Here is a 24,728-nt window from a genome sequence, read left to right on the forward strand (position 1 = left end):
ACAGAATGCAGCGCTGCTCAGCGTCTGACGATCGAGCCCGATCGTCCGATCAGGCGGGCGAGCTGCTTGAAACGACTACCGACGCGGTCGGCGACGAGATCGCCGAGCTTGTGCTCGAACACCAGCATCAGATTGCGCCCCCGGCTGCGGAAGTGCGTGGCCGGCAGCACGCCCGGACGCGCGGCCGAGATCAGATGCGCGACGCGGAATGCAGCGCCGAGCAGACGGGCGCGTTCGAGCTGCGCCGGCGTCAGCAATTCCTGCATGGTCAGCGGCGGCTGGTTCTCCTCGCTGAGGCCCGCATAGCGATAAAACACCGACAGTCCGACGAAAGCGCGTTCGCGGTGGTCGATTGCGCCGAAATTGGCGTTGACCACGAGGCTCAGCGTCTGCTCGCCGCGATGATCAGGGTGGACGCGCCAGCCGATGTCGGACAGAAGACAAGCCGTGTGGCGTAGGCGGCGGTCCTCCTCGGTCTCGCGCAGCTTCACGACGCGCGCAAGCCGGTCGGTCCAGGCGATCAGCTCACGCGCGTGCTGCGCCGAGCGTGACAGAAGCTGGTTCAGCTCCTCGGCCGCGCAGATCAGGCCGTCCTTGTTGCGCTCGGAGTCCGGCAGCTTCTCGTGCAGCAGGCCCTCACGCACGCCGAAAGTCGAGAAAACAATAGTCTTGGGTTTTGCGACGCGGATGATGTGCTCGAGCACGAGCGCTGCATAGGTGAGGAGAGGGCGCCGCGCATCCGCAACGACCTCGATGTCGGCGAGCATGTCGGCGGCGGCGAGGCGCCGCAGCCGGCGGACAAAGTCCAGCGCCTCGGCCGCTTGTATGGAATAGCCGTGCATCACCTGGAGCGGATAGCCGCTCTGGATGATGTGGATGCGCGCCAGCGCGCGCCAGGTGCCGCCGACGGCGTAGAAGGTGCGGCTGCGGCCGGCCGTGAGCTGCGGCACTTCATCGAGCGACTCGCGCACGATGCGGTCAGCCCGCTTGAGCGATTTATGGGCGAGGTCCTGCAGCGCGAGACCACCGAGCGGCAACGTCACGCCGCTGCGCACGCTGTTCCTGCGTACGTCGATCAATTCCAGCGAGCCACCGCCGAGATCGCCAACGATGCCGTCGGGATTATGGACGCCCGAGATCACGCCGAGTGCGGACAGCTTGGCCTCGCGCGGGCCCGAGAGGATCTCGATCTTCACAGCGCAGATGCGCTCCGCCTTCGCGATGAAGTCGGGGCCGTTGGAGGCGTCACGGCAGGCCGCAGTTGCGATCGCGAACACGCGGCCGACCTGCATCACGCGGCACAGCGCGCGGAAACGCTTCAGCGACGTCAGCGCCTTGTCGACGGCGTCCGGCGCAAGCAGGCCCGTGCTCTGTACCTCGCGCCCGAGGCCGCACAGCGTCTTCTCGTTGAAGATCGAAATCAGGCTCCGCGCCAGCGCCTCGTAGACGACGAGGCGAACCGAGTTGGAGCCAATGTCGATGACCGCGACGCTAGCGCCACGCTTGCGCGGCCGTTTCACGACAAAAATCTCCGGTCAAGACTGATGGCGTTCGTTCCGGCGTGTGAGACGCCGCGGCGAAGATTCCTTGAGCGACTTTCCACGGCCAGACAGACTCGGATTTGTCATGAAGTAGTTATGCACGTTGAAGGGCTCCTCGCCCTTCGCGGCCTTCATACGCGTTGAAGACCCGTCCGGCAACAATTGCCAGCTCTGCTCGTTGTCCTTCAGATTCGCGACCATGATCTGTTCGAGAACCTGCTGATGCACCGTGGGATTTTGCAGCGGACACAGCACCTCGACACGGCGGTCGAGGTTGCGCGGCATCATGTCGGCCGACGAGATATACACAGCCGCTTTGGCGCTCGGCAGGCCCTGGCCCATGCCGAAGCAGTAGATTCGGCCGTGCTCCAGGAAGCGCCCGATGATCGACTTGACGCGGATGTTCTCCGACAGGCCCGGTATACCGGGCCTGAGGCAGCAGATACCGCGCACCACGAGCTCGACCTGCACGCCGGCCTGCGAGGCCTCGTAGAGCGCGTCGATGATATCAGGGTCGACCAATGCATTCATCTTCATCCAGACCGCGCCGGGCTTGCCGTGACGCGCGTGCTCGGTCTCGCCCTGGATGTGCTCGATGATCCGCTTGCGCAAGGTTAGCGGCGACACGGCCATCTTTTCCAGATCGCTCGGCGCGGCGTAGCCGGTGATGAAGTTGAACACGCGCGCGGCGTCGCGGCCGATGGTCGGTTCCGAGGTAAAGTAGGAGAGGTCGGTGTAAATACGCGCGGTCACCGGGTGATAGTTGCCGGTGCCGGTGTGGACGTAAGTGGCAAGGCTACCGCCCTCGCGGCGCACCACCATCGAGAGCTTCGCGTGTGTCTTCAATTCGAGGAAGCCATAGACGACCTGCACGCCGGCGCGTTCGAGATCGCGCGCCCAGCGGATGTTGGCCTCTTCGTCGAAGCGCGCCTTCAATTCGATCAGCGCGGTGACGGACTTGCCGGCTTCGGCGGCTTCCGCCAGCGCGCGCACGATCGGCGAGTTGTTCGAGGTCCGGTAGAGCGTTTGCTTGATCGCGACGACGTCAGGGTCGCGCGCTGCCTGTTGCAGGAACTGCACCACGACGTCGAAGGATTCGTAGGGGTGATGGACAATCAGGTCCTTCTGCCTGATAGCGGCGAAGATGTCGCCGCCATGCTCGCGCACGCGCTCGGGATGGCGCGGCACGTAGGGGGTGAATTCGAGGTCGGGCCGGTCGAGGCGGGTGAGCTGCGACAGCTCATTCATGGCGAGCACGCCGTCGACCAGGAACACCTCGTCATCGGACGCCGACAGCGCGTGCTGCACGAAGCTGCGCAGCTCCTCCGGCATCTTGGCGTCGATCTCGAGCCGGATTACCGATCCGCGGCGGCGGCGCTTCAGCGCGGTCTCGAACAGGCGGACGAGGTCTTCGGCCTCTTCTTCGATTTCGAGCTCGGAGTCGCGGATGATGCGGAAGGCGCCCTGGCCGTGGAGGCTGTAGCCGGGGAATAAGCGGTTGATGAACAGGCTCGTTGCCTGTTCCAGCGAGATCAGCCGGACCTTGCCTTCGGCCGGCAAGCGGATGAAGCGGTCGATCTTGCCGGGCATGCGGATCAGCGCGTTCATCGGCTTGCCGTCGACCTCGCGCGTGAGCTGGAGCGCGATGGTGAAACCGAGGCTCGGGATGAACGGGAAGGGGTGGGCGGGATCGATCGCGAGCGGGGTCAGCAATGGAAACACGTTGTTGAGGAAATAATCCTCGAGCCAGGTTCGTTCCGCCTTGGTGACGTCCTTGCCGTCGATCAACCCGATGCCGACCTCGGCAAGTGTGCCACGCAGGTCGCGCCAGATAGCCTGCTGATCGGAGGCGAGCCGGGAAACGGTGCGGTTGATCAATGCGAGCTGCTCGGACGGGGTCAGGCCATCAGGAGCGCGTTCGGCAATGCCCTCGCGTACCTGGGCCTTGATGCCGGCGACGCGGACCATGAAGAACTCATCGAGATTGTTGGCCGAGATCGACAGGAATCGCACCCGTTCCAGCATGGGATGACTGGCGTTGACCGATTCCTCCAGAACGCGCCGGTTGAAATGCAACCAGGACAATTCGCGATTGATGAAGCGCTCGGGGCTCGAGGCGATTGCGGGCAATCCCTCACTCTCCGGGGCTTTCTCTTTCGTTTCAACAGCTTGCGCGGAGTCCATGAGAAGTCGGTCCATCAAAATTGCCCCTTTTTGCGACTTAAGCGCAAAACCGGCCGGAGCATGTGTTAGTGCGATGACGTTTCGATGACATTGATGTTCCGCCGCGGCCTGACGTCAAGCGGGCCTGAGGGAGCTGGCGGTCAGGTGTCCCGAAGCAGCTCGGCGGCGAGGGCTCGGGTGACGGGGCGGCCGAGGCGCAGTGCCTCGCTGTCGAGCAGTTCCACGGCCCGCCGGGCGGCGGCCGAGGAGCGCTCCAGCCGGGTCGCGAGATAGCCCACCACGCTTTCGTCCACGGTGAGCTGGCGGTCGGCGCAGAATTTGACGATCAGGCCGCGGAACAGCTGGTCATCGGGGGGCGCCAGCGAAATCACCGGAATGGTCCGCAAACGTGAGTGCAGGTCGCGGAGATCGACCTCCAGTGCCGCCGGTGCCGCGCGCCCGGTAAACAGCACAAAGGCGCCGTCCTCCCGGGCGAGGTTCATCAAATGAAAGAGCGCACGCTCGTCGAAATCCTTGGCCTTGAGATCCTCGACGACCAGCGCGCCGGTCGCGAGCGTGCCGGGGACGCTGGCTGGGGTCAGCACATTGGCCATAGTCGAGCGGGCGCCTGATAGCTCGGCCCAGATTGCGGCCAGATGGCTCTTGCCAGAGCCTTCGGGGCCGGCGAGCCACATGATCCGGCTCGGCCATTCCGGCCAGCTGTCGATCAGAGCGAGGCCGGCGGCATTGGCGGGGCCCTCGAGAAAATTGTCCCGGCTGAGGCTCTCCGCATGCGGAAGCGAAAACGCCAATTGTCGGGGATGAACGCGGCCTGCCACGCTAGCTTTGCTCCGTGCCGGTGTGCCGGCTTTGCCTGAAGAGATGCGACTTCATCAATCGGGAGTTGGCCTTTTGCGGGGCCGGATCCCGGTTCATTTGGCTTCGATCGTGCTCATGTGCCGCAGCCACTCGACGAGATAGAGCGACACGGAGGACAGCGTGAACACCGTGACCAGACCTATCAGAATCATATCATAAGGGCCCGGTTTGAAGCCGAAAGCGAGGGCAGCCAGCACCAATGCCGCATAGGCCACCTGGGCGGCGGTATTGAGCTTCGAGACTTTGGATGGTCTCATCTCGACTGGCTTGTCGAACAGCCAGGATACGATCACCGCAGCGACGATCATGATGTCGCGCGACACCACCAGGATCACGATCCAGCGCGGGATGTCGCCCCAGATCCCGAGCGACAGGTAAATCGAGACCAGTAGGGCCTTGTCAGCCAGCGGATCGAGCAGGGCGCCGAGCTCACTGGACATGTTGAAGCGTTTGGCGAGGAAACCGTCCACGGCGTCACTGACGCCCGCGATGAGGAAGACGGCGAACGCCACCTCCATTTGGCTCGACACGATGGCCCAGACGATGATCGGGACCAGCATGATGCGGCCCAGGGTAATAATGTTCGGAATACTCACACGGCGCTTCCCGGCACCCGACTGACCTTGAATCCCGCCTCCAAGAGGCTGAACCGGTTGATATCTCTACATAGTATAAGGCGGGGCGCCACGCTTGCCATTGCGCGTCCCCGGAATTCGACGTAACCAGCCGCAAACCCACTGGAAATCGGGCATGACCGACCGCAAAAACGGCCTCACATACGCCGATTCAGGCGTCGATATCGACGCGGGCAACCGCCTGGTCGACCTGATCAAGCCGATGGTGCGCGCCACCGCACGGCCCGGCGCCGACGCCGAGATCGGCGGGTTCGGCGGCCTGTTCGACCTCAAGGCGGCTGGCTTTAGGGATCCCGTCCTGGTGGCGGCCACCGACGGCGTCGGCACCAAGGTCAAGATCGCGATCGAAACCGGCCTGCATGGCGGGATCGGCATCGACCTCGTCGCCATGAGCGTCAACGATCTCGTGGTGCAGGGCGCCGAGCCGCTGTTCTTCCTCGACTATTTTGCCTGCGGCAAGCTCGACCCCGAGGCCACGGCTGCGATCGTCGCCGGCGTCGCCGAAGGCTGCCGCGAATCGGGCTGCGCCCTGATTGGCGGCGAGACCGCCGAGATGCCCGGCCTCTACAGGGATGGCGATTATGATCTCGGCGGCTTTGCCGTCGGCGCCGCCGAACGCGGTACGTTGTTGCCGCGCAAGGACATCGCGGAGGGTGATGCCGTGATCGGCCTTGCTTCGTCGGGTGTGCACTCCAATGGCTTCTCGCTGGTGCGCAAGATCGTGGAACAGTCCGGCCTCGGCTTCGAGGCGCCAGCGCCATTCGCGCCTGTGATGACCCTGGGGGGCGCGCTGCTGACGCCGACCCGGCTCTACGTCAAATCCTGCCTGCGCGCGATCCGCGAAACCGGTGCGGTGAAGGGGCTTGCCCACATCACTGGCGGGGGTTTCACCGACAACATCCCGCGCGTGTTGCCGAGCAATCTCGGCGTTGGCATCGACCTCGCACGCCTGCCGGTGCTGCCGGTATTCAAATGGCTGTCCGCGCAGGCCGGCATCGCTGAGCTCGAAATGCTCCGCACCTTCAACTGCGGCATCGGTATGATCGCCATCGTCGAGCCGGACAAGGTCGACGGGGTCATGCGGGTCTTCACTGACGCCGGCGAAACCGTGGCGCGGCTTGGCACCGTGATCCCGGCCGAGGGCGAGCACCGCGTCGTCTATAACGGCCATCTCGACCTGGCGCTGTGATGAAGCGCCGCGTCGCCATTCTGATCTCCGGTCGCGGCTCCAACATGACCGCGTTGATCAAGGCCGCCAGCGCGCCGGATTTCCCCGCAGAGATTTCGCTGGTCATCTCGAACAAGGCCGACGCGCCCGGGCTCGAACGGGCCAAGGCGGCTGGCGTGAAGACGGAGGTGATCGAGAGCAAGCCGTTCGGCAAGGACCGTGCTGGTTTCGAGAAAGTGTTGCAGGCAGCTCTGGACCAGCACGGCATCGAGCTGATTTGCCTCGGCGGCTTCATGCGCCTGTTCACCGCCGAATTCACCAAGGCCTGGTACGGACGGATGCTCAACATCCATCCCTCGCTATTGCCGTCATTCCCGGGCCTCGACCCGCACGGCCAGGCGTTGCGCGTCGGCGTCAAACTGTCCGGCGCGACGGTGCACTTCGTCATCCCCGAGACCGATGCCGGTCCGATCGTGATGCAGGGCGCCGTGCCCGTCAGCGACCATGACACGGCGGAAACGCTGTCGGAGCGCATTCTCGAAGTCGAGCACCGCATCTATCCCGCGGCACTGAGCCTGCTCGCGACCGGCAAGGTCAGGATCGAGGGCGATGTCTGCAAGACGGCGGGAAGCGCAGCGTCGGAGAATTTCCTAATTGCGCCGGTGGCGAACTGAAGCGCGCTCGCGTTTCGTCGCCCCAAACAAAATCCCCCGGCTGAGCCGGGGGCATCGTCATGATCTCTCGCGCTGAGCGTCGAGAGAAATCAGGAGACCTTGAGGTTCTCGGCGGATGATTTGCCGCGATTTTCCACGAGGTCGTATTCAACCACCTGGTTCTCATTCAGGGTCGAGAGTCCGGCACGCTCGACGGCCGAGATGTGGACGAACACGTCCTTATCGCTGCCGTTTGGCTTGATGAACCCATAACCCTTGGTCGGGTTGAACCATTTGACGGTGCCCTTTTGTGGCATCGTTAGTCTCCTCCGCTAGATATAAAAAAGACGCGGCCGCTTTTCGCGTGCCACGTCACAAACGGGCTTCCGGAAGTCTGTTCGAGTCTTGAGTCTGTCGCGAAACGCACAGCCGAGCGGCCAATTCCGATTGTGTGCGGTATTCCAACACGAAATCCGCGCGCTAGCAAGCGGCGTACGAATTTCAAGACCATAACGAAGATCTAGCGCAGCAATTTGCGACCTGTGGCCGCGGAACCACAATCTGGGGCAATCCCCTCAGCGATAGCTTGCCAAACTGTTGACCCCTCGTGGCAGTTCAGCACAAATCACCGCACCTCCTCGCCGTTCGTGTTGTATTTTTGCGGCCGCCATTTTTGCTTCTGGGATTACTCGTCATGTGCCGCATTCGGCAGCCCAACAGGATACGGCAGACGATCGGATTGGAGCGTGTCCGCCGGATCGTGCGGGCGGTTGCCGTCGCCGTTTCGATCGTCGTAACGATGTCGGCGACATCGGTCTTAGCTCAGACCCCGACGCCGGCTGCATCTCCGACGCCGACGCCCACACCCACGCCTACACCGTCCCCGACCCCCAGCGCGACATCGACCAATTACGAGAAGTCGGCCGGCAACAGCACACTCAACTCCGGCTCGAACTTCCTGGAGCGGCTCGGCAGCCAGGCTTCCGGCGGGATCAACCGGGTGGCGCGCACCAATCCCGGCGGCGGCGGCGCGTCGGAGAGCGCGGAGGACCCGCGCTACCGCACCTGGTACGAGGGTTACGGGATTTCAGTCCGGACCGATGCCCAGGGCGATTTCGTCGGCGACAAACGCAAGACGATCGGCGGCGTCGCCGGCTTCGGTGCGCGGATCGCGCCCGGCGTCAACCTCGGCTTTTCCGTTGACCAAAGCCATACCGACATCGACGTGCCGCTCGCGCTCCAGTCGGCGACGCTCGACCTGACGCAGGTCGGCTTTAACGGCTCGCTCGACAAAGGACCGTGGACCTGGGCCTTCGCCGTGGTGCATGGCTTCGGCAAGGTTCATTCCAGTCGCGACACCGGCTTTGGCCTTGCGACCGCGGGTTATCGCGCTGCGGTCGACGGCGCGCTGACCGAGATCAGCTATTACTGGACCAGAGACCAGATACGCATCGTCCCCAAGGGCGCGCTTGAATATGTGCGGGCGACCGGCGCGGCGTTCCAGGAGGCGGGCGGGCTTGACCCGCTCAACGTCGGCTCGAGCGCGATCTCGCGCGCGCGCGTCATGATCGGCGCCGAGATCGGGCGCTACTTCATCTTCGACAGGAAGATCCTGGACCTCTCAGCTTACGGCAAGTTCGTCGATAATTTCTATCAAGACCTGGGATCGGTGCAGGTCAGTCTCGGAACCCAGAACATCATCGTTCCCGGCATCGGCGAGAGCCGGTACGGCATGGACGTCGGCGCCGCCGCCTCGCTCAACCTGACCAATACCGCGCGGCTCTACGTCAATTACGACGGCAAATTCCGCAACGAGCTGACGTCGCACCAGGGTACGGTCGGCTTCGAATATCGCTGGTGACGTGGCGTCGATAGCGCTTAGGCCGGCGTCGCCGCGACGTAACCCGTCAATCCAAAGGCTTCGCGTGCAGCCGTCATCATCGGCGCCAGCGCGTTCGGATGGATGAATTCGTCGCGGAAGCAGGGATAAATTTTGGGATCGAAGATCTTCTTCAGCCAGTCGACCACGATCTTGTGCCGCTCGGAGGCGCGGAACTCCTTATGATAAGTGAGCCAGAGATCGGCGTGGTGGCTGACGCCGAGGTCGACGGCGACGAGCGGAGCCCCGAGTGCGATCGACGCCGTCGGCAGGAAGCCGATGCCGGCGCCGCGCTCGACCGCATAGAGCACGCCGACCGAGGAGTTGGTCTTGATTCCGACGATGCCTTCCAGCGAATTCAACCCGAGCACGCGGGCATAGGCGCTGTCGTCGACCTGCGGTGCGCTCTGCTTGATGATGCGATGGTTCGGCAATTCGGCGAGCGTCGCGGGCACGCCGTAAAGATTCGCATAGTCCCTGGAGACGAACGGATAAATGTGCAGCCGGCCAAGCTTGACGACGATGAGGTCGGAATTGGTCGGCGGCTCGAGTTGGATCGCGATGTCCGACTCCAATCGCGCGACGTCGGACTGCTCCATCGCACAACGCAGATCAACGGTGATCTTGCGATAGGTCTTCTGGAAGTCGATCAGTCGCGGCAGGATCCAGAAATTGCCGGGACCTTCCGTCACCGCGACGCGCACGGTGCCCGACATGTCGTTGGATGAACGCGAGGCGCGGCGGAAGACGTTGAAGGCGTGACGCTCCATATGCGCGACGTCGGCGATCATTGCAGCGCCTTCGTCGCTGAGCGTGAGGCCGCTCTGGTCGCGCAGGAAAAGCTTGCAGCCGATGCTCTCTTCGAGCCGGTCGATCCTGCGCATCAACGTGGTGGAGGTGAGCCCGAGCTCTTCGGCGGCATTTCGGAAACTTTTAAATTTTGCGCAGGCTAAAAACAGCTTCAAATCGTTCCAGGACGCATTTAGCGCTTCTTCATGGTGCTGCATCGTTGCAGCGCCCCGGTGCAATACTTGCTGCATACTCCTGATCTCCAGCCGCTAGTCTCGTCCCCATAGCGGCGTACAAAAGCCGCTGAACGATAGAGGGACGACATGAGTATGGAAAGGGGCTCGTTTGCGGCAAGACATGATTTCGATGCCTTGCCACTGCGCCCTGAGGTGGATGTCCGTTGCGCGCAGTTGTCCCAAATCGCAGCGCTCTCGGAGATGGCGCGACGGCTGGTTCCTGGCGTGCAAATCGGGGCAGTGGAGCTTGCCAAATATTTCGCCTTTGATCCCCAGAGCATCCTGACGTTCACCCGGAAAGGCAGTTTGCTCGGCGGCATGGCCTTCCTGTTTCTCAACGATCATGGGCATGATGCATTGCTGCTCGACGAAATCTGTCTGACTGCGCCGGAGACGCGCTATCTCGCTTCCGCGAATGACGACGTCGCAGCCATCTACATCTGGGCGATCGCGGCGACCGGCCGCGGTATCGGGGGTCTGGGCAAGGCTGCGGCTCATCTGCGCCAGTTAAGATTTCGCGGAGCCGATTGCTATGCCCAGCCGTCAACCGTGGCCGGACGCGAGATCATGAGGGCGACCGGCTTCGAGCCCATATCGAGCTTCCAGCCCGACCTTTGGTGTTACCAGCGCCCGTGGCATCGGCGTCCGATGCGCATGCCGGGTGCGATGATCCAAGCATGGAGTTTTGCAGATGCACGGCACTAGGATTCCTCTCGCCAAGCCCGACTCCCGCGCCATCACTATCCGCCTTGCGCGCGATCCGAGCGATCTCATGCTGGTCACCGCCATTCGCTCCGCGGTCTATCTCGCCGAGCAGGATTGTCCGTTTGACGAGGAGTTCGACGGCAACGACATGGTGGCCGCGCATTTCATCGGTTATGTCGGCAACGAGCCCGCGGGCTGCCTACGCGTGCGCTTCTTCGGCGATTTCGCCAAGGTCGAGCGGCTCGCGGTGCGTCACCAATATCGGCGCTCGCGCCTTTCTTTCAAGCTGGTGCAGGCGAGCATCGACTTCGTAAAGCGCAAGGGGTTCCGCAAGATCTATGGTCAGGCCCAGGACCGGCTGGTGGATTTCTGGGCTCATTTCGGCGCCAAGCCGCTTGGTCATAACAGGAAGATCACGTTCTCGGATTTCTCCTACACGGAGATGCTGCTGGAGATCGAGCCGGGTCCGGACGCCATCACGCTGGATAGCGATCCCTATGTGATCATTCGCCCGGAGGGCGACTGGGACCGGCCGGGCGTACTCGATGCCTCGGCGGGGCGCGCGGTGACCTCGCCGTTGCGGGACCTCGCGCTCGCCGACCGTTGAAATAGATGCAGCTCTGCGCAAGATAATGCCGGTCTCCCACGACGATCCGCTAGTCCTGATTTGTGCGGACCTGCAGCTGGAATATCTGGTTCCGGGGCGTCGCCAGGTCATGCTTGACGGCGACGCCGCAACCATGCGCTGTCTGGAGCTGTTGTCGCTGTGGCGCAGCAATCTCTGGCCTGTGATGCATTTGAAACGCATCGCGGACTCGGCGTGGTTCAATCCGTCAGCCAGGTTGACCGATTGGATTGCGGAGGCACGGCCGCGGCCGGGCGAGATGACGTTCGAGCATGCGTTGCCCTCGGCCTACAGCTCATCCCGTTTCGCCGGCTACATGTCCAGCGTCCGCAATCTGCGCTGTGTGCTGACCGGCTTTTCCCTCGACGAGACCATCTTGGCCACCGTCGTCGACGGGTTTCATCGTAGCCACCGCCATCTGGTGGTCGCCGATGCCGCGGCTTGCCGGCAGCCGGGCGCGGGCGAGGCGGCTGCCTACAAGCAGTCGGTGATGAATGTCATCGCCAACTTTGCTACAATCCAGTCCAGCGCCGAACTGATCAAAACCAGCGGCGCCGTCGCGGTGTAGGCGGCCGTGATCGGCGGATGGATGGGGTCGGACCTTGTCGCGGGAGGATGAGCTCAAGCAGCTGGCGAGCGATCTGTCGCGTGCCGTCGAGGCAGCGCGCCGTGTGGGCCTGCCAACGGCCGTCTATCTGCTGTCGATGGCGCTCGTCGAGGTGAGGGAGGCTGCAGACGACGGAGGGAACGAGGACGGCGCGGCCTAGCCTCGCGCGAAAGCGTTTCCGTCAGAACCGGCCGATGGCGCGCATCAAGATCTTCGATGCGTCATCGGCATGGTTGTCTGCATAGGCGACAAACTGATCGGGCCGCACCAGGATCAGGTGCGCCTCGTATTTTTCGCGCCCATTCGAGGCGGTGTCTCTGATCACTTTCAGTGGAGCACCGAGCCGGGCGGCAGCTTGCTCGAAAGCTGCTGCCGCGGTGCCATCGGTCAGATCGATCAGTGTGAAGCCGTTACCGAGCTCTTCGAAGACATTCTTGCCGGACGACAGAGGCTGCGGCGTCAGATGATGGCCGGCGCGCGCTGCATAGCGATGCGAGCCGATCGCGCTGCTGGCGCCCCCTGCAGGCCCGAACACGATCGGCGATCCCTCGTAGTTCGGCTCGAAGGCATTGACCTCCGCGCGCGCCCCGGATTGCCGCTCCTGCCATGCGACCTCGAAATCCGCCCGATCGCGCGCCGGGTCGTGCCGCCTGAGAAAATCCCGATCGCGTAAGATTGACGTCTCGATGAAATCGCGTGCGGTCGATGCAAACACGGGACGGCGCTCTGCGTCGTAGCTGTCGAGCAGGCCCGCAGGTGCCCAGCCTTGCAGCGTGGCGGCGAGCTTCCACGCCAGATTGACAGCATCTTCGAAGCCGCTGTTGATGCCGTAGCCGCCGTAAGGCGGGTGGCTGTGCGCGGCGTCGCCGGCGATGAAGATGCGGCCGGCGCGATAGCTGTCGGCCAGCGTGAAACGCAGATCCCAAAATCCGATGTGCTCGAACTCGACGTCGAACTCTGCGCCTGCGGCCTCGTGCAGCAGGCGCCGGAAATCGAAATTATCGCGCGTCGTGTCGGCGGGAACGGGCGCGTGGAAGAACCAGGTGGTGCCGAGATCGACGCGGCCGAAGAATTTCCAGTAGCCGTCAAGATCCGGGTGCAGCACACTGTAGAAGGACTTGCCCGGAAACCTGCCGAGCAGGCGGTGCAATTCGGTGGAGCGAAACACCAGCAGGACCATCAACCGATCATGGTCGGAGCGAGTCAGGGTGATGCCGGCGCGCTCGCGCACGACCGACCGGCTGCCGTCGCAGCCGACGACGTAGCCGGCGCGCAGGCTTTGCTTCTGACCCTCGCGATTGACGATTTCGAGGACGACGCCGTCGGCTTCAGGCCGCATGTCCTGGCAGGTCCATCCATAACGCAAATCGATGGCAGGAAGCTGCGCGGCTCGCTGGCGCAATACTGCTTCGGTCGCGTATTGCGGCAGACGCTCATTGTCGGTGAAGTAAAACGGGCGGACCAGCTCGCGCTGCAGCCAGTCGTAATTATAATCGCTGAGCAGCGTGCCGTGGCTGGTCATTCCGCCGATGCCATAATCGGGCGGAATGGTTCGCGCTGCCCTCAGCGCCGCTTCCGCGCCCCAGAAATGGAAATGCTCCATCGTCCGCTGGGTGAGGTTCTGTCCCTTGGGGATCGGCTGAGGCTGCTCGTAGCGCTCGACGACGATCGTCTTAATGCCGCGCAAGCCAAGGCCAATGGCGAGGCCGGTTCCGACCGGTCCCCCGCCGACGATGACGACCGGCGCATCGTTGCTCGCCTGAGCCTGCTTCACGTCGTTTTCCCCATGTGTGTCCCGCGCGAGGCACGATCGACCGCCCTCATGGGACTCCGTCGGTAGTTCGTCAAGAAAAATCTCGAATAATGAGATTACATTGAATTCATGTCGGCCGCCGCGGAGATTTGCCAGGCCGCTTCGCGCACCTCCGAACTGATGCGGTCGATCAGTTTGCCATTGGCATGCTGCCCCGCGATCGTGATGCAGAGACTCGCGATCGGGTAGCCTGCATCGAGGATCGGGGCGGCGATCCCGACTGCGCCCGGCGTCACTTCGCCGAAGGCGATGGCAACGCCGGCGCGCCGCACGCGCTTCAACGTGGCCAGAATGTCCTCTGGCGTGTCGCCGACGCCGACGCTGCGCAGATCGGCGGCGTAGCGCGCCACCAGCGGCATGACGCGCTGCTTGGGCAGAAAGGCCATGATCGAGCGTGCGATCGCACCGCGCCCCATCGGCATCGGTCTGCCGCGCGGATAGCTGCTGACCGGACTCACGCTGGACGCGATCGAGGCTACACACAGCGTCTTGTCGCCATACCATCGCACGGCGAGCGCGGTGCAGGGATGCGCGGCCGAAAGGCGTTCCAGATGCGGCATGGCGGTTGCGATCAGCGGATCGGAGCGGCGACTGAGATAGTCCATCTCGACCACGCGCGGGCCGAGTGCGTAGCGGCCGCCGCGCGTCGGCATCACGAAACCGCTGTCCTTCAGGCTTTTCAGGTAGCGATATAGCGTCGGTCTGGTATAGCCGAGCTCCTTCATGAGCTCTTCGGGTGACCATTGCGGACGTGCCTCGGTGAAGAGGTCGAGCACGGCAAGGACCCGCTCCTGACTGTTTGCCTTGACCAATTTCGGTTCGATCCCGCTTCCCATTTCGTCCTGTGGCCTGAATTTGCGAAGCCCGCAGTAACGCGAATGCGGGCCGCTTGCGTGGGTAGTAATCTCATTATAAGAGATTGATGAAGAAAAATAGTGCAGGGTTGTTGGGGAGCGGCGCGCATGGCGGTCACAGCAGCGGACAAGGTCGTATCTGGAGCGGTTGACGTTCCCGCCTTTGTCGACCGGCAACCGGTCGGTGCCTTTCAGATCCGGGTGCTGGTGGTCTGCGCCGCGGTGCTGTTCATCGACGGCTTCGACACCCAGGCCATCGGTTACGTCGCGCCCGCCGTCGCGCAGGAGTGGAAGCTGGCGCGCGGTAGCCTCGGGCCGGTGTTCAGCGCCGGGCTTTTTGGCCTTATGATCGGCGCGCTGATCTTCGGTCCGATGGCTGACCAGATCGGCCGTCGCCGCATCATCCTCGCTAGCACGGTGGTGTTCGGCATCGGAACGCTGCTCACCATGTTCGCGCCGGACACGACCTGGCTGATCGTGTTGCGCGTTCTGACCGGGCTGGGTCTTGGCGGTGCGATGCCCAATGCCGTCGCGCTCACGTCTGAGTTCAGCCCACATCGTCGTCGCGCCACCCTGGTCATGACGATGTTTGCGGGCTTTTCGATCGGCGCCGCGCTGGGCGGGTTGCTCGCGGCCGCGCTCATTCCCGCCTTTGGCTGGCGCTCGGTGTTTCTGGTCGGTGGCCTCGTACCGCTGCTGTTGGTGCCGTTCCTGCTCAAGACGCTGCCGGAATCGATCCGGTTTTTGGCGATGGCTGGCGACCATGACAACGAGGTCGCCGATCTCCTGAAAAAGATTGCGCCGGGCACGTCCTTCGCTGGCAACGCCAAGTTCGTCGTGCCGGAGCCGAAATTGTCGGGCTTGCCTGTTGCGCATCTGTTTGCGGAAGGACGTGGATCGGTGACGATTCTGCTCTGGATCGTCTTCTTCATGAGCCTGCTCGATCTCTATCTGTTGTCGAACTGGCTTCCGACGGTGCTGAACGACCTCGGTGTCTCGGTGTCCGCTGCGGCTGCGATCGGCGCAATGCTTCAGGTCGGCGGTGTCGTCGGCACCTTCACGCTCGGGCGTTTCATCGACCGCTTTTCGTTCCGCGCGCTGTCGCTGACCTATCTCGTGGCCGCGGTTGCCATTGCGGCCATCGGAAGCGCCAGCCATTCCATCGTCCTGGTCACGGCCACGATCTTCGCGTCGGGATTCTGCATCGTCGGCGGACAGATCGCCTCGAATGCGCTAACGGCGACGTTTTATCCGACGGCCGTCAGATCGACAGGCGTGGGGTGGGCGCTCGGTATCGGCCGCATCGGCTCGATCGTCGGACCGCTCGTCGGCGGGGCGATGCTGGCCCGCGACATGGGCGCACAGCCATTGTTTGCCGCGGCAGCGGTTCCGGCGCTGGTGGCGGCAACAGCTGCCTTCACGCTGGCCCGGCGGGCCTAGCCGGGACCTCGAGACGCCGAGACGGCAGCGCTGCTTTCCTGCAACGCTCATGTGCACGTGTCGGCAATGAAATGACGTTGCAAGTTACTGCGCACCGCAATAGCCAAGGTATCGAGGTTTTGTTGGACAAGCCTCGTCCGTGGATGGAGGCTGCGCCACGACGCCCGATGGCGCACCAGTTAGGGAATCCCGTGATGACAATGCTGCCGAATTCGCAAGAAGCCCGGGACGTGGCTTACCAGCTCCACGCCTACACCAATGCGCGTGCCCATCAGCAGGCGGGTCCGCTTGTGATCGAGCGCGGCGAAGGGCCCTACGTGTTCGACGCGTCGGGCAAACGCTATTTCGAGGCGATGGCGGGCCTGTGGAGCGTCGGGCTCGGCTTCAACGAGAAGCGGCTGGTCGAGGCGGCCTACAAGCAGATGCAGGCGTTGCCGTTCTATCACACCTTCTCGGCCAAATCGCACGGGCCTTCCATCGATCTCGCCGAGAAGCTGGTGGCGCTCGCGCCGGTGCCCATGAGCAAGGTGTTCTTCACCAATTCGGGCTCGGAGGCGAATGACACCGTTCTCAAGCTGATCGCCTATCGTTCCAATTCGCTCGGCCAGCCCCAGCGCAAGAAGATCATCAGCCGCATGCGTGCCTATCACGGCGTCACCATTGCCTCGGCCAGCCTCACAGGGCTGCCGAACAATCACCGCTCGTTCGACCTGCCGCTGCCGAACATCCTGCACACGGGCTCGCCTCATTTCTACAAGGACGGCGCACCCGGCGAGAGCGAGGAGGCGTTCGCGACGCGACGGGCCGAGGAACTCGATGCGCTGATCCAGAAGGAAGGACCCGACACGATTGCCGCCTTCTTCGGCGAGCCGGTGATGGGGGCAGGCGGCGTCGTCGTGCCGCCGGCGACTTATTGGGACAAGATCCAGGCGGTCCTGAAAAAATATGACATCCTGCTGATCGCCGACGAGGTGATCTGCGGCTTCGGCCGCACCGGCAAGATGTTCGGCTGCGAGACCTATGGCATCAAGCCGGACGCGATGGTGGTCTCCAAGCAGATCACATCGAGCTATTTCCCGCTGTCGGCGATCATCATGAACGATCGCATGTTCGAGCCGATCGCCGACGAGAGCAACAAGATCGGCGTGCTGGGCCACGGCTTCACAGCGGGCGGCCATCCGGTCGGCTCGGCCGTGGCGCTCGAAAACCTCAAGATCATCGAGGAGCGGAGCCTGATCGCGCATGCCGCCGAGCTCGGCGGCTACATGCAGGGCCGCTTGCGCGAGCTCTCCAGCTATCCGCTGGTCGGTGAGGTCCGCGGCGTCGGCATGATCGCAGCGCTCGAGCTCGTGCTCGACAAGGGCCGCAGGACTGCGGCCGCGACACCGGGCGCCGTTGGTGGTATGGCCAGTCGCATGCTCCAGGAGCGTGGCGTGATCTTGCGCAACATGCTCGACGCCATCGCCATCTGCCCGCCCTTGATCGTCACCAAGGCTCAGATCGACGAGCTGGTCGCCGCGATCTCGGGCGTGCTCGAAGACATGAAGAGCGAAGTCGCAAAGCTGCCGCAGGCGTAATTGCTGCGCCCAACTCTCTCACCGTCACCCTGAGGTGCTCGCCTCTTCGGCGAGCTTCGAAGGGCGACGGCCCGGTTGGTGCAGCGTGGGCTCGCATCCTTCGAGGCTTCCCGTGCGGTGCTTCGCACCGCACGGCTCGCACCTTCAGGATGACGGTCTGGCTCAGGCTAACTACGCCCGCTGCACGCCGATCACGCGACCCTTCTCGATCGCCAGCGCCAGCTCGCCGCGTTTCAGCCTCAGCGCGGCTTCGCCGAACAACTCACGGCGCCAGCCGCGCAGCGCCGGCACGTCGGCATCATCGCTGGCTGCAATCTCTTCGAGATCATCGACGGTCGCGATCACCTTGCTCGCCACCGCATGGCGCTCGGCGGTCATGCGCAGCAGCACCTTCAATAGCTCGACGGTGGCCGCGCCATTGGAATTGTTGCGCGGCTTCTCCAGCTTCGGCAGCGTGGAGAAATCCCGCGCCAGGCCGCGCTCGACCGCAGCGACGATGTCGGCGCCCCATTTGGACTTCTCGAAACCCTTCGGCACCGAGCGCAGATGGGCGAGCTTCTCCAGCGTGTTCGGCGCATGGGTTGCGATATCGGTGACGGCTTCGTCGCGCAGCACGCGCCCGCGCGGCACGTCACGGCTCTGCGCCTCCTGCTCGCGCCAGGCGGCGACCTCCATCAGGACGGCAAGGTCCTTCGGCTTGCGCACCCGCGTCTTCAGCCGCTCCCAAGCGCGCTCGGGGTGAAAGTCGTAGGTCTTGGGCGAGGTCAGGACCTCCATCTCGATGGAGACCCATTCGCTGCGGCGGCGCTTCTTGAGGTCGGCGTCGAGCGCGGCGAAGACATCGCGCAAATGCGTGACGTCGGAGACCGCGTAATGCATCTGCTCCTTGGTCAGCGGCCGGCGCGACCAGTCGGTGAAGCGGTGGGTCTTGTCCGGGCGGTGGCCGGTGACCTTCTCGACAAGGGCGTCATAGGCGATGCTATCGCCATAGCCGAGCACCATGGCGGCAACCTGGGTGTCGAACACCGGATGCGGGATGATGTTGGCCTGGTGCCAGATGATTTCGATGTCCTGGCGCGCAGCGTGGAAGACCTTCAGCACGCTCTCGTTGGCCATCAGCTCGAAGAATGGCTTGAGGTCGATGCCCTCGGCCAGGGTGTCGATGACAACAGCTTCCTCGGGGCTGGCCATCTGCACCACGCACAGCAGCGGGTAATAGGTGGTCTCGCGCAGGAACTCGGTATCGACAGTGATGACAGGATGCTTGGCCAGCCGGCTGCAGGCAGCCGCGAGGTCAGCAGTGGTGGTAATCAAATCCATGAACGGCCCATGACACTTGGTATCAGCCGTTCTGCCGAAAGTGCTGTGATGTCAAGGGGGTTGGCGCGAATTCGAGCCTTGCATTGGGGCCAGAATCGCCGGAAGCGGCCAAAATTCCTATTCGTAGCGGATCCGGTGCGAGGATTTGCGGGCGCAGGGCAGCGCCACCACGACCAGGCACATGCCGACCAGCGCCAACCCCAGGAACTCGAAAACCAACAAATCCACGGCGGAAATCTCCTGAAACATTGGTCAATTTGTCGGGGCTGCGTTGAGGGTCTGTTAATTCCAATGGTTACCGTCGGCGAGCCGAGCCGGATGGTGGACGGGGGGTTAATGGGGGACACACGTTCGGAGCGAGACGGGGGCTTCGGCAAGACGTGAAAAACAACCCCATGCACAGTAGAAGCGCGATCGCTCGCCGGCGCGAGGTCCACCCGGTCAGCTCATTGCAGCGTCGAGCAAATCAGCGACAAACGGGCAAAGCTCCCAGCATCTGTGGCGCGGGATCGTTTTCGTAGCCAGCAGCGCCCTCAGTCAGTCGCGATTCAAGTCGATGATATTTCGCATTTTACGAAAATCGTTTGACGCGTCGGGCAAAACAATGGCATGATGCCATGCTGGAGGTCGTTCATCGGAAACAGCCAGGGCCGTACGCGCCCGGAGCGGCGATAGATGATCGCCTGGTGTGAGGCGAGATCGTCGATCGATTCGGCTTGCCGCTGGCGCGCAAATACGAGCGCGCGCCACATACCACCATGCGCTGGCTGGCAATGCGAAGTTCGATGACATCGTCGAGGCGCATCGCTTCCTGGAGTCGAACGCGCAGTTCGGCAAGATCGTCGTGACGATCTGACGCCGTAGCGTGGGTGAGCCGAAGGCGTAACCCACCGCTGTTCATATCGCCCTGGGGCAGAAGAGGTGGGTTACGCTGGGCGAACTGCGCTTCGCGCCTTCGCCCAGCTAACTCACCCTACGAAGCGACCGAGGTTACGGCAGCTTCAGCGAGGTCTCAGCGTTGTACGGCTTCAGCGTCTCGTCCGCGGCCTTCTGCGCGGCGACCAACGCTTCCTTCGGCTGCTTCTTGCCGTTGAGGACAAGCATCACCTCGTCCTCGAGGTTCTTGCGCACCGGCACGGTCTTGTAGGTCGCGAACCAGGGTTTTGCGACGTCGAGCTGCTCGACGGCGGTCTTGGCGTCCGGGTTCTTGTTCAGGAAGTCGATCATGTCAGGCGTCTTGTAGGCGGCCATGTTCGGCGCGAAATAGCCGGTGGCGCGGCTCCACCAGGCGCTCTTTTCCGGCGAGGTCATCCACTTGATCAACGTCCAGGCGGCCTTCTGCTTGTCGGCTTCGACGCCGGCCGGCATGATCAGCGAGGCGCCGCCGATCGGCACGGCGTTGCGGACGTTGCGCGGAATGAAGGCGACCTTGTAGTTGAACTTGGCGTTCTCGCGCACGTAAGTAAGCGAGCCCGTCGACAGCATCATCATCGCCGCGTTGCCGGAGATGAAGGAGGTGCTGACGGCGGGGCCAGGCGTGGCGCCGGGCGGGTGGACCTTGTGCTTGCTCACGAGGTCGTTCCACCAGGTCAGCGCACCTAACATCGATGGTGTGTCGTAGTAGACCTCGCCACCGAACTCCTCGTTGTAGTAGCGCCCGCCATTGCTCATGGTCAGCGTTTCCATCATCCAGCCGCAATAGTCGTAGGCGCAGGGAATGGCGATGCCCCATTGGGTCACCTTGTCGCCTTCGCGCTTGGTAAGTTTCTTGGCCCAGTCGGTGAGCTCGGCCCAGGTCTGCGGCGGCTTGTTCGCATCAAGGCCGGCTTCCTTGGCCTTGTCGGCGTTGATGTAGAGCAGCGGCGTCGAATTGTGGAAGGGCACGCCGTAGACCGAGCGGTTGATCACCGCGTTGCCGTGCAGCGCCGGGAAGAACTGGCCCAGGAACTGCTCCTTGGTGGTGCCGTCGGCCTTGATCAGGGCATCGAGATTGGTCAGCTCGTTCTCGATCTGCATGTCGAGCAGGAAGTTCGCCGACATGATCACGGCCGCCGGCGGCTTGCCGGCCTTGATCGAGGCGCGCGTCTTGATCAGCGTATCGTCATAGGAGCCGGTGTAAACAGCGGTCGCCTTGATATCGGGATGACCGTCGTTAAACTCCTTGATCAAGGTGCCCATGTCGCGGGCAAGCTTGCCGTCGACGGGGACAGGGAAGAACAGGTCGATCTCGGTCGGGCCTTCGCCGGCGAGCGCCGGGAAGGTGAGGGCGCTTGCCAAAGTGCCTGCCATAGCGAGGCCCAGCATGAGCCTGCGGGAGAACAGCATCGAAAAATCTCCTATTTGATGCCTGAGGTGACGAAAGAGCTGATGAAACGCTTCTGAAAGATCAGGAAGGTGATGAGCAGCGGTGCGATCACCATCAGCGTGCCTGCGGCGATGGTGCCCCAGTCCTGCGTGCCTTCGGCGGTCTTGGTGAAGACCGAGAGCCCCACCGTGAGCGGCCGCTTGTCCGGCGAATTGATCACCATCAGCGGCCACAGGAAGTCGTTCCAATGGCTGGTGACCGAGATGATGGCAAACGCCGAGAAGCTCGGCAGCGATAGCGGCACGTAGATGTGGCGGATGCGCTGGATCAGGCTGGCGCCGTCGATCAGAGCGGCATCCTCCAGCTCGGTCGGAATGGCTTCGAACGCCTGGCGCATAAGGAAGGTGCCGAAGGCCGAGGCGAAGAACGGCATCATCACGCCGGCGAGCGTGTCGTAGAGGCCGAGCTGCACCACAAGGCTCAGGTTCGGTACGATCAGCAGCACAGGCACCAGCATGAGCTGCATCAGGAACAGGTAGAAGATCGGCGTCTTGCCGGCGAAGTCGAGCCGCGCAAAGGCGAAGCCGGCCAGGGTGATGGTGACGAACTGCACCAGCAGGATACCGGTGCAGATGATCGTGGTGTTGAGGAAATAGCGCGGGAAATCGCCGATCTCCCACGCATCCCTGACATTGTCGAGCGTCGGCTTCAGGCTCGGCATCAATTCAGCCATCAGGTTGATGCCGTCGGAGGCCGGGCGCAGCGTTGCCACGCCCATCCACAGGAACGGGATCAGCCAGGCGAGCGCAAGCAGGATTGTGAGCAGGAAGCCGAGCTTCGGCGTGATCTCGTTGCGGGTGGCGAGCGGGGCGTCCTTGTAGAGCCTGTCGATCAGCTTCATGGGCCGCCCTCCCGGTTCGCCATGGTGCGGAACGAGAGCGCGGTGAGGCCCATCAGGGCGGCGAGCGTCAGGAGCGTCGCGGCCGAGGCTTTGCCGACGTCGAAATGCTCCACTGCCTGCTGATAGATGTAGAACAGCACGAGATTGGTCGCATTGGATGGGCCGCCCTGGGTCAAGACGAAGACGTGGTCGACTTGCGTCACCGCGTTGAGCGTGGCGATCACGATGACGAACAGGAAGGTGGGCTTGAGCTCCGGCAGAATGATGTAGCGCAGCCGCATGAAGGGGCCAGCACCGTCGAGATGCGCGGCTTCCATGACGTCCTCGGGCACCGCCTGGAGGCCGGCGAGGAAGAACAGCATGTAATATCCGGCGTTCTTCCAGATCGTGATGATCATGATCGCATAGAGCGCGATATCGGGGTCGCCGAGCCAGTTCGGCAGCACCGGCAGCAGGCGGCCGATATAGTGGTCGAGCAGGCCGACATTGGGCAGGAAGATGAACAGGAACAGCGCGGACGCCGCGACCATCGGAATCAGCACCGGCAGGAACAGCGCGGCTCGCAACGCGCTGGTGACGGCGTTGGTGCGCGCCAGCGCCAGCGCAAACAGCAGCGCGAGGCCGATGCTCGGTATCGCGGTGCCGACGGCGTAGATGAGGTTGTTGACAACAGCGCCGGTAAAGGCGGAGTCCGCCAGCACCGCCGCGATGTTGTCGAGGCCGACGAAGCGCAGCGGCGCCTTCGGCGTTGCGCGCTGGTACAGCGCATCGATCAGCACGCGTCCCATCGCGCCATAGGTGAACAGCGCGAGGAAGACGAGCGAGGGCAGAAGCAGCAGATAGGCGGGAAGCGATGCCTTCAGGCGGGCGGTGAATCGCCTCGCGATGTGAAGGCGCGGCGGCGCCGAGGCTGCGACGGAGAGAGCCGCGGGTTCAGCGAGGGTCATCTGACCGCGCCGGGAAATTGAGCGCATAGTCGCGGCCGTCCATTCCCTCGGGCGGATCGAACGGAAAGCGCAGACTGGTGTCGAGGAAATCGTGGCTGTGCACGACGAGGTTCTGATCGTCGATCAGCACGACGCCATAGGCCGGCGGCTCATGGCTCGCCAGATGGTCTTTCGCGTTGGCATCGAGCTCGAACCAGACCTGGTGGTTGGTGCCGCGCAGCGTCGAGAACGGGATCTTGCCGTAGCTGCCGAAGATCGGCCGGTGCACATGGCCGAAGAAGAGATGGCGGATGCGCGAACGATAGGGCGCGATCACCTCCGCGAATTCGGCACTTTGCTTCAGTCCGATCTCATCCATTGCATGCACGCCGACCGGGAAGGGCGGGTGGTGCATGAACACGACGAATTGCTGGTCGGCGGGCGCGGCGGCGAGCATCTTCGCGAGCCACTCGAAGCGCTTGGCGCACATCTCGCCGGCATGGCTGGTCTCGTCCAGCGTATCGAGGAAGACGAACAGGCCGTGCTCGGTGGTGCGGGTGCCCTGGACAAAGCCGTTGGCATCGCGCGGTGCGGCCTTCAATCCGTCGAGACAGGCCACGCGCTTGTCGTGATTGCCGACCATGGCGATGTAGGGAATCTTCAGCGCCGACATCGCCTCGGCGAAGTTGGCGTAGGATTCCGGCTCGCCCCAATGGGTGAGGTCGCCGGTCACGATTGCAAAGGCGGCGTCCGACTGGTGTTTGTTGATGTCGGCGATCGCCGCATCCAGCCGGGCCCGCGGATCGAGCCCATAAAGCTTCAGCCCGGGGGTCGCCAGATGCGTGTCGGTGATGTGGATGAATTTGAAGGGCATGGCGCGCTTTGTCGGACGGTTGGAGGATGGACGCCTCCGGCAAGACGACCTGCCAGCCCGTTAGAGCGCGTGTGTTTCAGTTTGATGACAGCGGTTCAGATCTCCACGAACGGCAGCGTCGTAGGGTGGATTAGCGGAGCGTAATCCACCTCTTTGCTTTCCGCTGGTTGAGAGAAGTGGTGGATTACGCTCCGCTAATCCACCCTACGAAGTCGAGTTTGTCGCTACGTATACGGTGATGCAACATCAAGTTGTGCTATCCATTGCGAATGTCCCAGTATCGCCGCGCATTCGTTCCCGGAGGCTGCTGGTTCTTCACTGTGAACCTGCTGGACCGGCGGAGAACCCTGCTAACTGACGAGATCCCTATCTTGCGAGAGGCGATCGGCGCAACGCGCAAGAGCCATCCTTTCGAGATCGGCGCTTTCGTGGTTCTGCCGGATCATCTGCATGCGATCTGGAGACTGCCAGAGGGCGATGCCGACTTTTCCGTACGCTGGCGGTTGATCAAGACGCGCTTTGCCAAAGCGCTTCCCGCAGATGAGCGGCTGAGCGCCGTTCGCGTCGCACGGGCCGAGCGCGGCATCTGGCAACGCCGGTTCTGGGAGCATCTGATCCGCGATGAGGCGGATTACGCGCGTCATGTCGAATACTGCTACTACAACCCGGTGAAGCACGGTCATGTGTCGCGAGTATGCGACTGGCCGTATTCGTCGTTTCACCGCGATGTGCGAGCGGGACTGTTTCCCGAGGATTGGGGCGGTGATGCGAAGATCGCAGGCGACTTTGGCGAGCGGGTGGGACCGTAGGGTGGATTAGCGAAGCGTAATCCACCTCT

At 63.2% G+C, this 24,728-nt stretch carries 23 protein-coding genes; 10 read left to right on the top strand and 13 right to left on the bottom strand.

Going from position 1 to position 24,728, the window contains the following annotated elements; translation table 11 throughout:
* Positions 1-17: 17 nt before the first annotated feature.
* From ppx to BM374_RS18555, 4 genes are all read right to left on the bottom strand, one after another.
* Positions 18-1,520, bottom strand: a complete 1,503-nt coding sequence (ppx, locus tag BM374_RS18540; RefSeq protein ID WP_092294613.1) for an exopolyphosphatase — start codon at positions 1,518-1,520, stop codon at positions 18-20.
* Between the two features lie 15 nt (positions 1,521-1,535).
* Positions 1,536-3,725, bottom strand: a complete 2,190-nt coding sequence (locus BM374_RS18545) for an RNA degradosome polyphosphate kinase (protein WP_177248409.1) — start codon at positions 3,723-3,725, stop codon at positions 1,536-1,538.
* Between the two features lie 140 nt (positions 3,726-3,865).
* Positions 3,866-4,543 carry a P-loop NTPase family protein gene (locus BM374_RS18550; protein ID WP_092294615.1) on the bottom strand — a complete coding sequence of 226 codons (678 nt, stop codon included), beginning with the start codon at positions 4,541-4,543 and terminating at the stop codon, positions 3,866-3,868.
* A gap of 93 nt (positions 4,544-4,636) precedes the next feature.
* Positions 4,637-5,179, bottom strand: coding sequence for a CDP-alcohol phosphatidyltransferase family protein (locus tag BM374_RS18555; protein ID WP_092294617.1), 543 nt, complete (start codon positions 5,177-5,179; stop codon positions 4,637-4,639).
* Between the two features lie 154 nt (positions 5,180-5,333).
* Between BM374_RS18555 and purM the strand changes: the two genes are divergently transcribed.
* Positions 5,334-6,407, top strand: a complete 1,074-nt coding sequence (purM, locus tag BM374_RS18560; RefSeq protein ID WP_092294619.1) for a phosphoribosylformylglycinamidine cyclo-ligase — start codon at positions 5,334-5,336, stop codon at positions 6,405-6,407.
* Entirely contained in the window at positions 6,407-7,060 is a 654-nt protein-coding gene (gene purN / locus BM374_RS18565; RefSeq protein WP_177248387.1) for a phosphoribosylglycinamide formyltransferase, read from the top strand. Before purM ends, purN begins: the two co-directional genes overlap by 1 nt.
* An 89-nt stretch (positions 7,061-7,149) precedes the next feature.
* On the opposite strand, the gene BM374_RS18570 is transcribed toward purN, so the two are convergent.
* Positions 7,150-7,356: a cold-shock protein gene (locus tag BM374_RS18570; RefSeq protein ID WP_008129967.1), complete on the bottom strand. Its 207-nt coding sequence runs from the start codon at positions 7,354-7,356 to the stop codon at positions 7,150-7,152.
* A gap of 377 nt (positions 7,357-7,733) precedes the next feature.
* On the opposite strand from BM374_RS18570, the gene BM374_RS18580 reads away from it, so the two are divergent.
* Positions 7,734-8,900, top strand: a complete 1,167-nt coding sequence (locus tag BM374_RS18580; protein ID WP_092294623.1) for an autotransporter outer membrane beta-barrel domain-containing protein — start codon at positions 7,734-7,736, stop codon at positions 8,898-8,900.
* A 17-nt stretch (positions 8,901-8,917) separates the two neighbouring features.
* Here BM374_RS18580 and BM374_RS18585 read toward each other — a convergent pair whose 3' ends face one another.
* A complete protein-coding gene (locus BM374_RS18585; protein WP_092294625.1) occupies positions 8,918-9,958 on the bottom strand; it encodes a LysR family transcriptional regulator in 1,041 nt (346 codons plus the stop codon).
* Between the two features lie 72 nt (positions 9,959-10,030).
* Here BM374_RS18585 and BM374_RS18590 point away from each other — a divergent pair, with 72 nt between their 5' ends.
* Genes BM374_RS18590 through BM374_RS38650 form a run of 4 tightly spaced genes read left to right on the top strand, consistent with a single transcriptional unit; the run spans position 10,031 to position 12,040 of the window.
* Positions 10,031-10,648 carry a hypothetical protein gene (locus tag BM374_RS18590; protein ID WP_177248388.1) on the top strand — a complete coding sequence of 206 codons (618 nt, stop codon included), beginning with the start codon at positions 10,031-10,033 and terminating at the stop codon, positions 10,646-10,648.
* On the top strand, positions 10,635-11,255 hold the full coding sequence (locus BM374_RS18595; RefSeq protein WP_092294629.1) for a GNAT family N-acetyltransferase: 621 nt from the start codon (positions 10,635-10,637) through the stop codon (positions 11,253-11,255). Before BM374_RS18590 ends, BM374_RS18595 begins: the two co-directional genes overlap by 14 nt.
* 25 nt (positions 11,256-11,280) lie before the next feature.
* Positions 11,281-11,841, top strand: a complete 561-nt coding sequence (locus tag BM374_RS18600; RefSeq protein WP_177248389.1) for an isochorismatase family protein — start codon at positions 11,281-11,283, stop codon at positions 11,839-11,841.
* Between the two features lie 34 nt (positions 11,842-11,875).
* On the top strand, positions 11,876-12,040 hold the full coding sequence (locus BM374_RS38650) for a hypothetical protein (RefSeq protein ID WP_177248390.1): 165 nt from the start codon (positions 11,876-11,878) through the stop codon (positions 12,038-12,040).
* Positions 12,041-12,061: 21 nt separating this feature from the next.
* Here BM374_RS38650 and BM374_RS18605 read toward each other — a convergent pair whose 3' ends face one another.
* Positions 12,062-13,654 (bottom strand): FAD-dependent monooxygenase, encoded by a 1,593-nt coding sequence (locus BM374_RS18605; RefSeq protein ID WP_092294633.1) that lies wholly within the window; start codon positions 13,652-13,654, stop codon positions 12,062-12,064.
* Positions 13,655-13,749: 95 nt separating this feature from the next.
* The gene (locus tag BM374_RS18610; RefSeq protein WP_244552626.1) at positions 13,750-14,724 is read right to left on the bottom strand and encodes an IclR family transcriptional regulator; all 975 of its coding nucleotides are present in this window, start codon (positions 14,722-14,724) and stop codon (positions 13,750-13,752) included.
* On the opposite strand from BM374_RS18610, the gene BM374_RS18615 reads away from it, so the two are divergent.
* Together BM374_RS18615 and BM374_RS18620 are read left to right on the top strand one after the other, a co-directional pair.
* On the top strand, positions 14,656-15,987 hold the full coding sequence (locus BM374_RS18615; RefSeq protein ID WP_092294635.1) for an MFS transporter: 1,332 nt from the start codon (positions 14,656-14,658) through the stop codon (positions 15,985-15,987). The two genes, BM374_RS18610 and BM374_RS18615, sit on opposite strands and share 69 nt — an antisense overlap.
* 194 nt (positions 15,988-16,181) lie before the next feature.
* A complete protein-coding gene (locus tag BM374_RS18620; RefSeq protein ID WP_092294637.1) occupies positions 16,182-17,564 on the top strand; it encodes an aspartate aminotransferase family protein in 1,383 nt (460 codons plus the stop codon).
* 171 nt (positions 17,565-17,735) lie between these two features.
* On the opposite strand, the gene rnd is transcribed toward BM374_RS18620, so the two are convergent.
* The 5 genes from rnd to BM374_RS18650 all read right to left on the bottom strand — a co-directional run bounded on the left by rnd (position 17,736) and on the right by BM374_RS18650 (position 23,890).
* Positions 17,736-18,884: a ribonuclease D gene (gene rnd, locus BM374_RS18625; protein ID WP_092294639.1), complete on the bottom strand. Its 1,149-nt coding sequence runs from the start codon at positions 18,882-18,884 to the stop codon at positions 17,736-17,738.
* Between the two features lie 990 nt (positions 18,885-19,874).
* Positions 19,875-21,209 carry an ABC transporter substrate-binding protein gene (locus tag BM374_RS18635; RefSeq protein ID WP_092294641.1) on the bottom strand — a complete coding sequence of 445 codons (1,335 nt, stop codon included), beginning with the start codon at positions 21,207-21,209 and terminating at the stop codon, positions 19,875-19,877.
* 11 nt (positions 21,210-21,220) lie between these two features.
* On the bottom strand, positions 21,221-22,090 hold the full coding sequence (locus BM374_RS18640; protein ID WP_092294643.1) for a carbohydrate ABC transporter permease: 870 nt from the start codon (positions 22,088-22,090) through the stop codon (positions 21,221-21,223).
* On the bottom strand, positions 22,087-23,037 hold the full coding sequence (locus tag BM374_RS18645) for a carbohydrate ABC transporter permease (protein ID WP_177248391.1): 951 nt from the start codon (positions 23,035-23,037) through the stop codon (positions 22,087-22,089). Before BM374_RS18645 ends, BM374_RS18640 begins: the two co-directional genes overlap by 4 nt.
* Positions 23,024-23,890 carry a phosphodiesterase gene (locus tag BM374_RS18650; RefSeq protein WP_092294647.1) on the bottom strand — a complete coding sequence of 289 codons (867 nt, stop codon included), beginning with the start codon at positions 23,888-23,890 and terminating at the stop codon, positions 23,024-23,026. Before BM374_RS18650 ends, BM374_RS18645 begins: the two co-directional genes overlap by 14 nt.
* A gap of 269 nt (positions 23,891-24,159) precedes the next feature.
* Between BM374_RS18650 and BM374_RS18655 the strand changes: the two genes are divergently transcribed.
* On the top strand, positions 24,160-24,699 hold the full coding sequence (locus BM374_RS18655) for an REP-associated tyrosine transposase (protein ID WP_092294649.1): 540 nt from the start codon (positions 24,160-24,162) through the stop codon (positions 24,697-24,699).
* The last annotated feature ends 29 nt before the right edge of the window (positions 24,700-24,728 follow it).

This window comes from Bradyrhizobium sp. Ghvi (assembly GCF_900115265.1).
Lineage (GTDB): Bacteria > Pseudomonadota > Alphaproteobacteria > Rhizobiales > Xanthobacteraceae > Bradyrhizobium.

What these genes read in the sequence shown, in the direction of transcription:
- BM374_RS18590 (WP_177248388.1), top strand. Translation starts at nt 10,031, where the DNA reads ATGAGTATGGAAAGGGGCTCGTTTGCGGCAAGACATGATTTCGATGCC.
- BM374_RS18635 (WP_092294641.1), bottom strand. Translation starts at nt 21,209, where the DNA reads ATGCTGTTCTCCCGCAGGCTCATGCTGGGCCTCGCTATGGCAGGCACT.
- BM374_RS18585 (WP_092294625.1), bottom strand. Translation starts at nt 9,958, where the DNA reads ATGCAGCAAGTATTGCACCGGGGCGCTGCAACGATGCAGCACCATGAA.
- BM374_RS18655 (WP_092294649.1), top strand. Translation starts at nt 24,160, where the DNA reads ATGTCCCAGTATCGCCGCGCATTCGTTCCCGGAGGCTGCTGGTTCTTC.
- BM374_RS18620 (WP_092294637.1), top strand. Translation starts at nt 16,182, where the DNA reads ATGACAATGCTGCCGAATTCGCAAGAAGCCCGGGACGTGGCTTACCAG.
- BM374_RS18595 (WP_092294629.1), top strand. Translation starts at nt 10,635, where the DNA reads ATGCACGGCACTAGGATTCCTCTCGCCAAGCCCGACTCCCGCGCCATC.
- purM (WP_092294619.1), top strand. Translation starts at nt 5,334, where the DNA reads ATGACCGACCGCAAAAACGGCCTCACATACGCCGATTCAGGCGTCGAT.
- rnd (WP_092294639.1), bottom strand. Translation starts at nt 18,884, where the DNA reads ATGGATTTGATTACCACCACTGCTGACCTCGCGGCTGCCTGCAGCCGG.
- BM374_RS18580 (WP_092294623.1), top strand. Translation starts at nt 7,734, where the DNA reads ATGTGCCGCATTCGGCAGCCCAACAGGATACGGCAGACGATCGGATTG.
- purN (WP_177248387.1), top strand. Translation starts at nt 6,407, where the DNA reads ATGAAGCGCCGCGTCGCCATTCTGATCTCCGGTCGCGGCTCCAACATG.
- BM374_RS18650 (WP_092294647.1), bottom strand. Translation starts at nt 23,890, where the DNA reads ATGCCCTTCAAATTCATCCACATCACCGACACGCATCTGGCGACCCCC.
- BM374_RS18640 (WP_092294643.1), bottom strand. Translation starts at nt 22,090, where the DNA reads ATGAAGCTGATCGACAGGCTCTACAAGGACGCCCCGCTCGCCACCCGC.
- BM374_RS18645 (WP_177248391.1), bottom strand. Translation starts at nt 23,037, where the DNA reads ATGACCCTCGCTGAACCCGCGGCTCTCTCCGTCGCAGCCTCGGCGCCG.
- BM374_RS18570 (WP_008129967.1), bottom strand. Translation starts at nt 7,356, where the DNA reads ATGCCACAAAAGGGCACCGTCAAATGGTTCAACCCGACCAAGGGTTAT.
- BM374_RS18615 (WP_092294635.1), top strand. Translation starts at nt 14,656, where the DNA reads ATGGCGGTCACAGCAGCGGACAAGGTCGTATCTGGAGCGGTTGACGTT.
- BM374_RS18600 (WP_177248389.1), top strand. Translation starts at nt 11,281, where the DNA reads ATGCCGGTCTCCCACGACGATCCGCTAGTCCTGATTTGTGCGGACCTG.
- BM374_RS18545 (WP_177248409.1), bottom strand. Translation starts at nt 3,725, where the DNA reads ATGGACTCCGCGCAAGCTGTTGAAACGAAAGAGAAAGCCCCGGAGAGT.